Origin of the sequence: Pseudoselenomonas caprae (assembly GCF_008271345.1) — a bacterium.
Taxonomy (GTDB): Bacteria; Bacillota; Negativicutes; order Selenomonadales; family Selenomonadaceae; genus Selenomonas_A; species Selenomonas_A caprae.
Genome location: NZ_VTOZ01000028.1, coordinates 28,336 through 41,875, shown reverse-complemented (window position 1 = coordinate 41,875; position 13,540 = coordinate 28,336). Strand labels below are relative to the sequence as shown.

At 43.6% G+C, this 13,540-nt stretch carries 17 protein-coding genes; 16 read left to right on the top strand and 1 reads right to left on the bottom strand.

The genetic code is table 11. The annotated features are described in order from the left end of the window. Positions 1 to 48: 48 nt before the first annotated feature. A complete protein-coding gene (locus tag FZ041_RS11820) occupies positions 49 to 828 on the bottom strand; it encodes a DUF4931 domain-containing protein (RefSeq protein ID WP_149189711.1) in 780 nt (259 codons plus the stop codon). A gap of 164 nt (positions 829 to 992) precedes the next feature. On the opposite strand from FZ041_RS11820, the gene FZ041_RS11815 reads away from it, so the two are divergent. From FZ041_RS11815 to lnu(C), 16 genes are all read left to right on the top strand, one after another. Beyond that, a complete protein-coding gene (locus tag FZ041_RS11815) occupies positions 993 to 2,663 on the top strand; it encodes a putative polysaccharide biosynthesis protein (protein ID WP_149189710.1) in 1,671 nt (556 codons plus the stop codon). A gap of 51 nt (positions 2,664 to 2,714) precedes the next feature. Further along, positions 2,715 to 3,605: a diacylglycerol/lipid kinase family protein gene (locus tag FZ041_RS11810; RefSeq protein ID WP_149189709.1), complete on the top strand. Its 891-nt coding sequence runs from the start codon at positions 2,715 to 2,717 to the stop codon at positions 3,603 to 3,605. Positions 3,606 to 3,950: 345 nt separating this feature from the next. Continuing rightward, positions 3,951 to 4,235 carry a hypothetical protein gene (locus FZ041_RS11805; protein WP_187626374.1) on the top strand — a complete coding sequence of 95 codons (285 nt, stop codon included), beginning with the start codon at positions 3,951 to 3,953 and terminating at the stop codon, positions 4,233 to 4,235. A gap of 292 nt (positions 4,236 to 4,527) precedes the next feature. Beyond that, entirely contained in the window at positions 4,528 to 5,148 is a 621-nt protein-coding gene (locus FZ041_RS11800; RefSeq protein WP_149189708.1) for a recombinase family protein, read from the top strand. 206 nt (positions 5,149 to 5,354) lie between these two features. Next, positions 5,355 to 6,275 carry a hypothetical protein gene (locus FZ041_RS11795; RefSeq protein WP_149189707.1) on the top strand — a complete coding sequence of 307 codons (921 nt, stop codon included), beginning with the start codon at positions 5,355 to 5,357 and terminating at the stop codon, positions 6,273 to 6,275. Positions 6,276 to 6,473: 198 nt separating this feature from the next. Continuing rightward, the gene (locus FZ041_RS11790; RefSeq protein WP_149189706.1) at positions 6,474 to 7,052 is read left to right on the top strand and encodes a hypothetical protein; all 579 of its coding nucleotides are present in this window, start codon (positions 6,474 to 6,476) and stop codon (positions 7,050 to 7,052) included. 20 nt (positions 7,053 to 7,072) lie between these two features. Beyond that, positions 7,073 to 7,819, top strand: coding sequence for a hypothetical protein (locus tag FZ041_RS11785; RefSeq protein ID WP_149189705.1), 747 nt, complete (start codon positions 7,073 to 7,075; stop codon positions 7,817 to 7,819). 17 nt (positions 7,820 to 7,836) lie between these two features. Then, complete coding sequence (locus FZ041_RS11780; RefSeq protein ID WP_149189704.1) at positions 7,837 to 8,331, top strand: hypothetical protein; 495 nt, start codon at positions 7,837 to 7,839, stop codon at positions 8,329 to 8,331. 24 nt (positions 8,332 to 8,355) lie between these two features. Beyond that, positions 8,356 to 8,493, top strand: a complete 138-nt coding sequence (locus FZ041_RS14480; RefSeq protein ID WP_187626373.1) for a hypothetical protein — start codon at positions 8,356 to 8,358, stop codon at positions 8,491 to 8,493. 23 nt (positions 8,494 to 8,516) lie between these two features. Beyond that, entirely contained in the window at positions 8,517 to 8,783 is a 267-nt protein-coding gene (locus FZ041_RS11775) for a hypothetical protein (RefSeq protein ID WP_222931164.1), read from the top strand. A 499-nt stretch (positions 8,784 to 9,282) separates the two neighbouring features. Continuing rightward, positions 9,283 to 9,603 carry a hypothetical protein gene (locus FZ041_RS11770; protein ID WP_149189702.1) on the top strand — a complete coding sequence of 107 codons (321 nt, stop codon included), beginning with the start codon at positions 9,283 to 9,285 and terminating at the stop codon, positions 9,601 to 9,603. Between the two features lie 183 nt (positions 9,604 to 9,786). Further along, the gene (locus tag FZ041_RS11765; RefSeq protein WP_149189701.1) at positions 9,787 to 10,071 is read left to right on the top strand and encodes a transposase; all 285 of its coding nucleotides are present in this window, start codon (positions 9,787 to 9,789) and stop codon (positions 10,069 to 10,071) included. Between the two features lie 131 nt (positions 10,072 to 10,202). Beyond that, a complete protein-coding gene (locus tag FZ041_RS11760) occupies positions 10,203 to 10,982 on the top strand; it encodes an IS3 family transposase (RefSeq protein ID WP_222931163.1) in 780 nt (259 codons plus the stop codon). 158 nt (positions 10,983 to 11,140) lie between these two features. Further along, on the top strand, positions 11,141 to 11,518 hold the full coding sequence (locus FZ041_RS11755; protein ID WP_149189700.1) for a hypothetical protein: 378 nt from the start codon (positions 11,141 to 11,143) through the stop codon (positions 11,516 to 11,518). Between the two features lie 275 nt (positions 11,519 to 11,793). Further along, a complete protein-coding gene (locus FZ041_RS11750; protein ID WP_002837184.1) occupies positions 11,794 to 12,831 on the top strand; it encodes an IS1595-like element ISSag10 family transposase in 1,038 nt (345 codons plus the stop codon). Between the two features lie 23 nt (positions 12,832 to 12,854). Continuing rightward, positions 12,855 to 13,349 (top strand): lincosamide nucleotidyltransferase Lnu(C), encoded by a 495-nt coding sequence (gene lnu(C) / locus FZ041_RS11745; protein ID WP_019543803.1) that lies wholly within the window; start codon positions 12,855 to 12,857, stop codon positions 13,347 to 13,349. Positions 13,350 to 13,540 lie beyond the last annotated feature (191 nt).

The following is a 13,540-nucleotide window of genomic DNA, read 5'->3' as shown; positions in this document are numbered from 1 at the left end:
CTGTAACGAGTTTATTTTAACCACGCACGGACAGTCAAACTGCAATTTTTAGGCAAATGGGGAAGTGCCGTAGATGTGGTGAAGTTCAGCTATGGCATCCTGATAGTTCGATGGCCGCACGCGGAGGTTATAGCCGATGTAGATGGGCGGCGTGGCAAAGCGAGGCGTCAGTTTGACGTATATGGTTCCTTCGCGTTCGTAGAAGAAAATGTTGTAGCTGTTGCAGCGCTTATGGAAGTGATGGGTCAAGTAATCGGTGCCCAGCTGGATGTAGTCGGCCAGCGTGTCGATGGTAGCAGAATCCTGCGCTGTGGCGATAAGGTTGAACTCCCAGAAGCCGATATGCGGCTGCTCGGAAACAGTCATTTTCACTTGGCCCTGCTCGTAGATGACAGGGCCGGAAAATTCCTCAGGCTGGACAGTCAGCGGCTCAGTCAAGGCGGGAAATGCGATGTACTGCATATGCGGATGGCGGATGGTGCCGCCAGAGAGCGGGCCGAAGTTCTTGAAGAAGATGACGTCGGCATATTCGCCGGAGTTTTTGAGACGCAGCCAGTGATGGATGCCGAAACGGATGAGCCGGTGCATGTGCGCACGGCTGTAGGCAGGCATATCGCTTTGGCAGGCATCGCCCTCAATCAGCACGAATTGCTCCGTGCCCTTGAGCACGTTGTATTTATTGCGCAGCAGGATGATGGTGCCGTCGCGGTCGATGATGTCGGTCAGATGGTCGGTGTCACAGAAAGGGCAGGCATTTTCCTGCGTGAAGATGGTTACAGGTTTTTCGCGGCCGACGGCCATATCGAATTCGATGAGATTCTTGTTCATAGGTACTCCTTGGCCGATTTCGGCCGTTGGCAGAAATAATAGTGGAAAGTCAACGCTAATGATGATATAATTTCCTATGTTGCGTATCCTTATTATAGCGATTGCGCGATGATTTTGCAAAACGGGCATGCTGCGGGGAAGTGGCGTGCCTTTGTACATAGGCGGTGTTTCCCATAAGTAACCAGGAAGTTAAAGAAGAAAAGAAATCCAGCAAGGGAGAATCGTTCCTCAAGGGAACATTTATCCTGACTGTGGCTGGGTTTGTCGTCAAGGTCATCGGTTCACTGAATTGGATTTTTGTGTCCCGAATCCTTGGCGGTGAAGGTATTGGTCTTTACCAAATGGCCTTTCCTATTTATTTCTTTGCCATGACGGTGTCACAGGCCGGTGTGCCGGTGGCCATTTCCATCATCACGGCAGAGAAGGTTGCCCTTAAAGATATCTTTGGGGCAAGGCGTGTGTTCCATATCTCGATGGCTTTGATGGTGGCAACAGGTCTTGTATTTTCGTTCCTGACCTATTTTGCCGCGGACTGGCTCATCGACTGGCAGTTTGTGCGCGATCCGCGTGCCTATAAGTCCATCGTTGTGCTGGCACCAACGGTATTCTTTGTCACGCTGCTTGCAAGTTCCCGCGGTTATCTGCAGGGCTGGCAGCGCATGACGCCAACGGCAGTCTCGCAGATTGTCGAGCAGATTTTCCGTGTCATCACGATGATTCTCTTGGCGGAGCTTCTGCTGCCCTGGGGCCTTGACTACGCATCAGCTGGTGCGTCGTTGGGTGCTTTAGCGGGAGCTGTGACGGGCCTTATGGTGCTTGTCTACTTCCACTGGAAGCTCGACCGCGATATTGAGCGCGACTATGGCAATGACTTGCAGCCGCTGCCCGGGCAGGAGAGCGAGCCAGCCTGGCAGATCATCAAGCGCATCTTCAAGCTGTCGCTGCCGGTTTCGGCGGCCAGCATCATGCTGCCGGTTGTTTCCAATCTGGATTTGATGATTGTGCCGCAGCGCTTGGAGGTCGCAGGCTATAGCGTCAACGAGGCGACAGAGCTTTTCGGCTACCTCACGGGTATGGCGGTGCCGCTTGTAAACCTTTCGTGTATCATCACGGCTTCGATGGCTATGAGTATCGTACCGGCCATCTCGGAGGCGCGGGCTTTGCAGGATATGAAGCGCGTCTACAATCAGACGGCGGCTTCTGTCCGCATCTCGAACTTCGTCTGCTTCCCAGCATTTGTCATCGTATTCGTGCTGGCGACGCCGATTTCGTCCCTTATCTACAATGCGCCGGGGGCTGGCCCTGCTGTCATGATTTCGGCGGTCAGCATCATCCTGCTGGGCCTGCATCAGGTGTCGACAGGCATCCTGCAGGGCCTCGGCCATCCGACCATCCCGATGGTCAATATGATCTTGGCGGCGGTGGCCAAGGTCGTCCTGAACTGGGAACTCACCGCAATTCCCTGGCTCGGCATCATGGGTGCTGCCTGGGCAACGGCGGCTGACATGGGTGTCGCTGCCATCATCAATCTGATCTTCATCTACAAGTTCATCGGGTATCGCATGGAGATCCCACAGCTCTTGAAGACCATCATCGCTTCGGCGGTCATGGCAGCGGCGGTCTACTTCTTCTACGATTGGACCATGGCCTGGTGGCAGATTGGTGTCATCTCGACCTTCGGCGCCGTGTTCTTCGGCTGTGCGGTCTACATCGCGGTCATGCTGCTGATCGGCGGCCTGCTCGAGGAGGACCTTGAGCGCATGCCGATGATTGGCCGCATCGGCATCAAATTCCTGCGCCGCATCGGCGTTTTCAAGACGAAAGCAAACGGATAAGATAAACAGACGAGCAGCGGACCTGCTCGTTTTTTCTAGGAGGCATAGACAGTGAAAAAGCTGGTTCTTTTCTATAATCCCGTATCGGGGCATGCTGCATTCAAGAACAAGCTCGATGGCATGGTGGAGGCGTTTCAGCGCCGCAATATCCTGCTGCTTATGTTCCGCACCAAGAAAGAGGGCAACGAGGATTTCGTTGATTTCGTGCGCGAGACGGAGCCTGAGGGCATCCTGGCGGCTGGCGGCGATGGCACGGTGCATGAGTGCGTGAATCTCATGGTCAAGAACAACATCGACTTGCCCCTCGGCATCATCGGCAGCGGCACGTCCAACGATTTTGCGACGTATCTCAAGATCAATGAGGATATGGAAAAATACTTCGATATCATCGCAAGCGGCAAGTCTTGCCGCATGGATCTTGGCAAGGTTGGCGAGGATTATTTCATCAATGTTGCCAGCGCCGGCATGATGACAGGCATTGCGCATGAGGTGGATGCACGGCTCAAGAATGCGCTGGGCAAGATGGCCTATTATATCAAGGGCATTGGCGAACTGCCGAAATTCCGTGCCGTGCCGATGACAATCGAGGCCGATGGGAAGCTGCATGAGCTGGAGGCCTTCCTGTTTGTCGTCATCAACAGTGCCGTCGTCGGCAGCATGAAAAATGTCGCCAAAGATGTTTCGGTAACGGATGGTAAGCTCGATTTGCTGGCCATCCGCAAATGCGGCATCCCGTCACTGATGGCGGTGACGGCCGACCTCATCGCAGGCAAGCCGGTGTCGGAGAAAGATAAGGTGCTGCATATCCAGGCGCGCAGCTTCCGCATCACGGCTGCCGAGCCATTGCAGAGCGACCTCGATGGCGAAATCGGCCCGCAGTTGCCGCTGACCATCGAGACAGTACCACAGGCTATCGCCGTGTACTGTGACGTACAGGGATAAACAGATAAAAAAGAAATAACCGCCGATTTCCTACCTCGGGCGGTTATTTCTAAAGAACTTTAGATATAAACCATCGAGCGAAGGAATAATCCGTCTATCGGTGGTCTTTTTCTAGTTCTATTATAGCGGTCCTGCCGTTTTTTCAATACCTGCCTGATTTGACTTGTCAATTCAGCATCACGGCCGTCAAGCCATTGCAGAGGGCCTTCGCTGGCGCGAAACCGGCCCCCAGCTGCCGCTGACCATCGAGACAGTACCACAGACTATCGCTGGTTAAATGTCGTGATGATTTGTCTAGGTAACAAGAAATATACGGAACTGAATGGTCTATTGCGGCTGCTGAATATGATGATGGTGGATAATTACCTCACCAAGCAGGAGAAACGTCATATACTGACGGATGAATTTGATATTGAGATTACACCCGAATTAGAGAGGGGCGTGGATAAAATGTGTAATTTGAGCGAAGGCATTGAGAAAAAAGGTTTTGATAAAGGCAGGGAAGAAGAAAAACTGGCCAGCGCACGGCGTATGATTGCCAAAGGAAAGTTTACAGCAGAAGATATTAGCGGGTCGGTGAATTTACCTTTGAAACGAATTCAGGAACTTATGAAGGAACAGACTGCATAACAGGAAAAAGCCAAGCGGGCGGCTGACAAGTCAAATGTCAGCCGCCTATTATTATGTTGCACGCCAATCGATGTTATTGCTTGCATTTGACTTGTCAACTCCATAATATAAGAGCTGCAAGAGCTCTTCCATAAAAACTGAATACCTAGCGGAATGACAAACTTTATGGATATCTGCGCGACTTTGCGTGAGATATATTGGGGGTGTCATTCCGCTTTTTATTTTATTTGCAATCAAGGATTCCTCTAAAATGAACATGGTGCTCGAACATCGTTGAATGGAGGAATTGCTTATGAAAAAGAACAACAACGGTACGGTCTATGGTTACATCCGTGTATCTACCATTTCCCAGCGGGATGATCGTCAATGGCTGGCACTGAAAAAATTCGGCATTCCCAAGGAATGTGTCTTTGTGGACAAGCAAAGCGGCAAGGATTTTGACCGTCCTGCCTACACGAAGATGATGAAACGCCTTACCCCTGGGGATACGCTGGTGGTAAAGAGTTTGGACAGGTTGGGGCGCAATTATGACGAAATGACCCGTCAGCTGGATATCATCACCAAAGAGAAGGAGGCTGCCATTGTGGTTATCGACCTGCCTCTCCTCGATACTCGCAATAAGTATGGAGATGACCTCACAGCAAAACTTATCTCCAATCTGGTCATACAAGTCTTTTCTTACGTGGCGGAAACGGAGCGGAACATGAATCACCAGCGCACCATGGAGGGACTGGCGGCGGCTAAGGCAAGAGGCGTGATGCTAGGCAGAAAGCCCATGGAGAAACCAGATGGCTATAAAGCTATCCATGCGCAGTGGGAAGCTGGAAAAATATCTGCCCGCAAGGCGGCGGCGGTTTTGGGCGTTTCTGCGCCTACCTTCTTGAAGTGGGCTAATGAATCAGCTGCGGAGTAGGCGTAAAAAAATCCATGGTATCATTTACGCTCCATGGAATCCTTGATTTGCATTAAAGTATCGTTGTTTTTTGTTCTATTTCGGCATTTTACCCCATTTTCCTGCTAAATGACAGAATTTTTTCACTGTTAAAATAACCATGGTATTATTTACGTTCCAATCTTCTTTTGGCCTATAGATAAAATTAATGATGGGAGGCGGTGTTTATGTCCAAAAAGAAACTTCGTGAATTTATTAATGATGTAATCAAGCAACGAGCGGAGATGGTATTGGAAAAGCGTGAACGGCCTTTATTTGTAGATGAACAGCCCTATTATTTTGTAGATTTTCAGGACAACCTGCTCAATAAGATGTCTCTAGAAGTTTGCGATGCATTTGCAAGAGGCTCCGGCAATGAATTGCAGAGGAAGATGGCAGCTGTGTATTCTTCATCGGCGATGACTTTTAATATCTTTGGCAATAGCCCGGTGCAGGTGGGGGAAAATACTTGCGGCTGGCCGGTGGGAAAATACACCTTGCAGTATGAACGACAGTTGCCAGTGCTCAAACGAGGCGGTAAGGCCAATCTTGATGTACAGCTGACAAATGGGAAGGAAATAATCTTTTTTGAGATGAAAATGCTGGAATGGCTATTCTATAAACCAAGTGGTTTGGCGCGGGCATATCTACATGATGAAGCGCGGTATTATAACAGGGAAATGTTTTTTGTGGCGGAAATTTTGATTAAATGGTTAATGAATAAAGATGCTCTTAATAGAAGTGTTTATTCATGCAAGTATAGTCAGTTTGATGCGTTCCAAATTTTGAAGCATATTATCGGTATTTATAATGGTGTTGTCGAACAGAAAGAGGAATTTTCCGAGGTGAAGAAAATCACGTTGGTGGTTGGATATTGGACAGTGCCAACATCCGTCATGAATAATATGTCAGCTAATTTGCAGGATGAATATAAAAAGGCTGAAGACAAAATGAAGGAAGAAATAGCGGATTTTCAGAAATGCCTAGGAGATATTCGAGCAATGTTTGAAATAAAGGGCGTAGAATTATCTGTTAAAGTTATGACAGTCAAAGAAATTCTTTCTTGTGTGAAAAAGAACAAAGATAAGGTTAGGAAAAGATATTTGTAAGTTATAAGGAGAAAAGGATATGAGTGCTAATTCATAGTTTCGGGAGCCGATATAAATACCGGCAAAAAGGATAGAAAGAAGACATGCTTTTTCGAGTGAGCACCGCCTTTGGGTGATAACCAAAATAGAAGTTAGTTCAACGGTATAGATGAGGCGAAAATCTTACTTACGAACATACTATACAAGGAGGAATATCCAATGGAGAAAACAATTGCAAAAACTTCATTTTGTTTATTAGTAGGGTTGTTGTGTATGACTGTATTGGCAGAAGCTGCCTATATTAAAGCATTTGATATTGACGAAATAACGGGGATGTATTTAGATTCTGATTCATTACGTTGTGAGATGGGAAAGCGAAGAGAAGCACCATTTTATGGAATAGAAGGAGCGTATTTTTTTGGTAAGTTCTATGTGATGGATAAACGCACCGGAGAAAAGATAAAAGAGAGCTTTATTCCAATGTCTGCTATGTATAGCAATCAATACCAAGGTTTTTCAGTTATGGTTGAGAAAAATGTATTTTACAAATCGGCAGTAATGAATGTTCTTGAAGGTCTTATAGGACAGAGAACGCGTGGCTCACAAGAAAGAGAGGACATTCGTAGTTTTTATAATGGTATGACTGGTGGTAATGATGATGCTTACTTGTTGATTGCTGAATGTATGTGGTATACATATACAGGCAAGCCGTCTCCTTTTCAAGGATTTGTTTCTCGTGATGGTAAACAGTTGATTTCTCCGATAAGATATGGTGATTTTCGTCATAAAGGATTTTAATTTCAATTAGGAGGACGATTATGAAAAAGGTTTCGATGCTTTTATTGTCTGGATTAATAGTGGTGGTATTAGCAATGGTAACTTTGGGAACATCAGATGCAGAAGCCGCAAATATATGGGGGTTAAAAGCTAGGGAAGGAAAATGGTATGACCATGATACGGGGAATTTAATACTGGACATAAAGGATGGGAAAATAAATGGCATGCCTGTGATTAGTGGTGAGTATGCAGGTGGCGCATCTGCCAGCAATGGTTGCGGCAAATATATTGTTAACGAGAATGGTCAAAATATTGTGCTGAATCTTACAGTTGGGTTGGCCGGAGGTCTGCATAAATGCATGACAGTTAATGGAGCAATTACACTATTCCCTACGCCGCAACCTCAATATTATGAATCGGTCAATGGTGTATACCTAGGGATGACAGAAAAGGCTTTGATTAAGGCATGGGGGAAGCCAACACGTAAAATGGAGCGTAGATGGTATTACAAGAAACAGGGCGTTGTAGTGAGATTTGATGCAGGGGCAATTGATAGGATAGATTTACTGAAGGAAAGTCCGTTAAGCTTCGATAAGTCAGGCTTGAACTGTTCTTCTCTTGATGAAGAATTTGAGGCATTTTACGGCTTTTCATCTTCCTATAAATTTTGGCCATACAATGCCAGTGATACTAATATATGCACAGCTATAGGTCAAGGTGAATATATGTTTTCTGGTGAAACAGGAATGAAACGTGCAAGTATAGTACTTACAATATATCCGATGTGAGAATAGAGGTGTTTTTTGTGAAAGGAAAAATCTTGATAATCTTATTAGCAGTGTTTTGCTTTCTTCTATTTGGAATGATAAAAGTGGAAGCATATGCTGGCCCTGTGGGACATTTGACGACTCCGCAGCTGAAATTAGCAGGTATTGCTGCAACTGATACCCGAGCATTTGTAGAAAGTGTTTATGGTAAGCCTAGCAGGATATCCAATCAGAAATTGGTGTATATATACGGAGATAGTTTGCGAGTAAAATTCTTTCGCCCAGAAAATGATTCGCAAATTTGGGACATTGAGATTATTGCGGATAATGGGTTGGCTACAGCAGATGGGGTTAAAGTTGGTATGAAAATGGAAGTTATGAAGCAAAAATATGGGGAACCAGATAGAACAAAACAAGGTACCAAAGGGATTGTCTATACCTATCATGGGGCAGGTAAAGATGCTCTGAAGACTTTGTCTTTCTATGTTCGTGACGGGATTATTCGTAGTATTGCTTTGCATTGGGCTGATTAGAGAAATGAAAGCAGGTGATAATGAATGGGATTTTTTGATAAAATGAAAGAGCTTGATAACGAAGATACCAATAGGAAAATAGAAGATATAGAAAAAGAACCTATGCCAGAAGTATTGCCAAGTCCTGCGAATATTTTTGGGGGCGGGATCTTTATGCAATAGACTGTCGAGGAGCGAATTTATATGTGCATGAAAAGGCGGTGGTCATAGATAGAACAGCTGGTGGATTGTGGAATATTGGTGATAGAAATTTTAAGGTTATACCATTAAAATCTATTGTAGCTATACAGGCAAAATTGGAGGGAGAGTTTTTAACGGGGTATATTGAGTTCGAGACTGCTAATAGTCCGCTTAGTATAGGCAGAGGGGATAAGGCAGAGCGAAGGAGTGAGAATAGTGTAATTTTAAGTGGTACAAGAGAACGGTATGAGCAAGCTAGAGAGGCTTTATAGTATGTATTCAATCATATTTGTTAAGGAGGTATCCTAATGGATTGGCTACATACTAGAATTTATATATGTAAAGCGTTGTTGGTTATCGGATTTTGCATTTAAACATCAGAGTACATATATAAATATAGGCTGCTAAAAGAAAGAAAACGTGCAGGTAATAATTATTATGATGATAGAAAATATCAAGAAGCTAGAAGATCAAAAACTAAAATATATTTTAGTGTATTCTTCATTATGGGAGCAGTTCTTTTGGCGGCATGGCTGATAGATGAGAAAAAAAGAGAGGAAAGTAAAGAAAATGTGGTACAGCAAGAAGTTAACAGTGAATCATCTAAGACGATAATGGGGGGATAACATACGGAATTGGAAAAATAGAGTAGAATAAATACCTTGAAATACTAACAGCGCCAATAAAGAATTTTCATAAATTATGCTGAGAAAAGTGAGTGATAAACCAATACTATTTATGATTGACCCGACAAAAAGGAGTGTGGTTAAAGTGAAAAAAATATTAGTATGGTTTTTATGTACAACATTTATAGTTATAAGTTTACAATTTGTTTCATTGCCATTAGTTGATGCGGCTGAGGTTTCTGCTGGTCGCAATTTGATTGTTTTCACAGATTCGATAAAAAGACAAAATGATGGAACCATTTTTGTTAAAGTAAAATCTGGCAGTGCTCCACCTATGTTTTGGGAATTTGGAAACTTTGATAATCAATGGTGGATAAGAGATGTGGGTATTGGAAGATGGGGGCTAGTAACTAATGGCCCTACTAATGATGTGCTATACGTTGTCCTTCAATACCTAAATGAATGAATAAAAGTAGGCCAAACGGGCACTCATCGACAAGTGACGAATCAACATGAAATGTCTAGACTTAGATTCACGCTGTGAGCAGGATGGAGTTAGAATATAAATAGTACAAGTCAAAATGAGAAATCCTAAATGAGCCCATAACATAGTACAATGTACGTACCTAATCTTGAGGAGGATTTCAGAATGGCTAAACAGCATGACAAACAGTTTAAACTTGACGCAATTCAATATTGCGGAGGTCATAAGGAGCTTGGTTTGCGTGGCTGCGCCAATAACCTAGGCATCGGTTACAGCACTTTGACCAAGTGGCGGAAAGAACTTCGTGACTCCGGCGATATCGTTGTAAGAGGTTCCGGCAACTACGAATCCGATGAACAGAAAGAAATTGCCAGATTACGCCGTGAATTACGCGATACAAAAGACGCACTTGACGTGTTAAAAAAAGCCATCAGCATTCTGGGAAAATAACAGAGGCCATTTATCTTCAGGTCTCTGAACAGGCGGAAATTGCAAAAGAAGAAGGACGCCCTATTTCCGTCTCCGGAATGCTGCGAAAACTTGGCGTTTCACGCTCGGGCTATAACGCTTGACGCCATCGTTTGCCATCAGACACATCAATAAGACGACAGGAAGTAAAAGAACAAATCCAGCGAATCTACGATGAGTCTCATCAAAATTATGGTGCGCCTAAAATCACATCAGAACTGCGTAAATCCGGAGAAATCATCTCTGAAAGGACTGTAGGTCAATATATGCGCCAGATGGGGATTCGCGCTCAATGGATTAAGCCCTGGGTTCCAACTACTGTTGATCCAGACTTCAGTGACAGTCTGCAGAACATCTTGGATGAACAATTTAATCCAGAACGGCCTAATGCGGTTTGGTGCTCAGACATCACTTATGTATGGACAATTGACGGATTTGTATACTTGACCAGCATTATGGACTTGTACTCTCGCAAAATCATCGCATGGACGCTTTCTGATAGCTTAGAAGTAAGCTGTGTAACGGAAACAATTCAAAAAGCGCAATTACGTCGCAACCTCGATTTACCACTGATTATCCACTCAGACCGAGGCAGCCAATACGTAGCTAAAGAATATAAGAAGGCCACCGCACGAATGCAGCGGAGCTATTCCAAGAAAGCTTATCCATGGGATAATGCCTGTATCGAGTCATTTCACGCCTTGATAAAGCGTGAATGGCTGAACCGCTTTAGAATCCGGGATTTTAATCATGCTCACAGCCTAATTTTTGAGTATATTGAAGCATTTTATAATACAAAGCGGATTCACAGCCATTGTGGATATCTTTCGCCAGATGACTTTGAAAAACTTTACAATGCGAGCGTTGCTAGAGAATCACGATTGGTAAGTTAAAAATAATTAAAATTTCTCATTTTATGTTGTACTAAATCTTGACATAGGACCAGTATGAAATAATACTTAAAAATTAGAGCGGAGGAGGTGCGCCTGTAAAACAATAATATAATCATGATTTATTTGTTTTATCTGACAGAAGATTGGAGATGTTTATAATGAGTAGTAAGTATTTGCGTATTATTTTAGCGGCTACCTTTGCAATTAGTGTTTCAATAATGTGTGAAACGAGATCGGTGGCAGAGGCGACTGTCGTACCAGTAGATGGTGGTCCCGGATATAAAGTAGATATTGATGATTCTTCAGTATATATTCGAGGACGTGGACATGTGAATGTTGTTATCACGCCTTATTATGCTCGCTGGAATCCTTCTTATCCAGTCGAAGCCATTTGGAATGACAGTGGATATGTTGTATATCGTTTAGATAAAAATGGTAATAGAGAAATTTATCGAGGTGAAAAAAGCTTTGCTAAGGAATCTGATGATTTTGCAAGAGCTATAATTGGATATCTTGCCAGTCATTATGAAACGTAATAAGTCATAGAGTAAGGAGAGATTCTTATGATGGGGAGGATATTTATTTACTCAAACTTCGCACATCCGAAACAAGCCTTCTATCAAGCGTAACATAGGGGCTTGACTGCTGAAACAGCAACCTCATGCACACCGTTCTAGGCATCTGTGCCATACTCCTGCTCCTCATTATAGAGGTAAAAAGAAAGGCTCTGTCACAACAAATGGTTGATTTTTGACGAGAAATAGCGTATAATAATAGTAAGAAACAGTACCACCGAAGGAGGTAATTGGATATGCCTACTATCAAAGACGCATTAGATATTATCGGTAAGTTGACTGTCGCAGAGCAGGAAAGCCTTAAAACAATGCTTTTAAGTCCTGCCTTTGTAAAGTCTTTGAATATTGAAGATTTCGTAGCAAAGGAACGCTTTGCAAATGGTCGTGTATGCCCTCTTTGTGGCTGTATCCATGTGGTTCGCAATGGTCATCGTAAAGATGGCACACAGCGATATGTATGTAAGGATTGTGGCAAGTCCTTCGTGATTGCTACGAACTCCATTGTGTCTGGTACAAGAAAAGACTTGTCCGTGTGGGAGCAGTACATTGATTGTATGATGAATGGCTTATCCATTCGTAAGACTGCTGTTGCTTGTGGGATTCACAGAAACACTGCATTCCTTTGGAGACACAAGATTTTGGATGCACTTCAGAATATGGCAGACGATGTTACCCTTGACGGCATTATTGAGGCTGACGAAACTTTTTTCGCCATCTCGTACAAGGGCAATCATAGCAAGAGTAAGACATTTGCTATGCCACGCAAGGCTCATAAGCGTGGTCATTCTACACATATCAGAGGCTTGTCCCAAGAAAAGGTATGTGTTCCTTGTGCGGTTAATAGGAATGGCTTGTCTATCTCCAAGATTACGAATACTGGTAGAGTTTCTACAAGAGATTTACATCATATTTATGATGGTAGGATTAAGACCAATTCCACTCTTGTTACGGACAAGATGAACTCCTATGTGAGATTTACAAATGCCAATGGCATTGACCTTGTGCAGTTAAAGACTGGCAAAGCCAAGAAAGGCATTTATAATATCCAACATATCAATAGCTACCATAGCCAGCTAAAGAGGTTTATGCGTGGCTTTAACGGTGTTTCTACCAAGTATCTGAACAACTATCTTGTGTGGAATAACCTTGTAAATTACGCCAAAGAAAGCGACATGGAGAAAAGGAACATCTTCTTAACTTTCGTTTTGGCAACATTGAAAACTGCTAAATGCAGAGATTTATCAAACAGACCAGCAGTTCCTCTGGTCGCCTAATTAGAATTTGTGGAGATGATAAGATGGTCAATATAACAGATGTAAAACAGATTCTTCAATTTGCAATAGATGCGGAGATTAAAGTCTTTCTTGATGGTGGCTGGGGTGTAGATGCTCTTCTTGGATATCAGTCAAGAGCCCATAATGATATTGACATTTTTGTAGAAAAGAACGATTATCAGAACTTTATAGAAATAATGAAAGCTAATGGCTTTTATGAGATTAAGATGGAATATACAACATTGAACCATACTGTATGGGAAGATTTGAAAAACAGAATTATTGATTTGCATTGTTTTGAATATACGGACGAAGGTGAAATTCTTTATGATGGGGATTGTTTTCCGGTAGAAACTTTTTCGGGTAAAGGAAGAATTGAGGAAATAGAGGTTTCCTGTATTGAACCATATAGTCAAGTAATGTTCCATCTGGGATACGAGTTTGATGAAAATGATGCACATGATGTGAAGTTATTGTGTGAGACACTTCATATCGAAATTCCAAATGAGTATAGATAACTGCAAATAACAGTTTGTAGGGGAGTTCTGATACTCCCCTATAAAAATGGCTATTTATCAACTGTTTGTTGTGACATAGCCAAAAGAAAATAACCGCCTTTCCTCGAAAAACGGCGGTTATTTCTGTTTAATGAAGATATAACCATCGAGCGAGGGAATAATCCGTCTATCGGTGGTCTTTTTTCTAACTC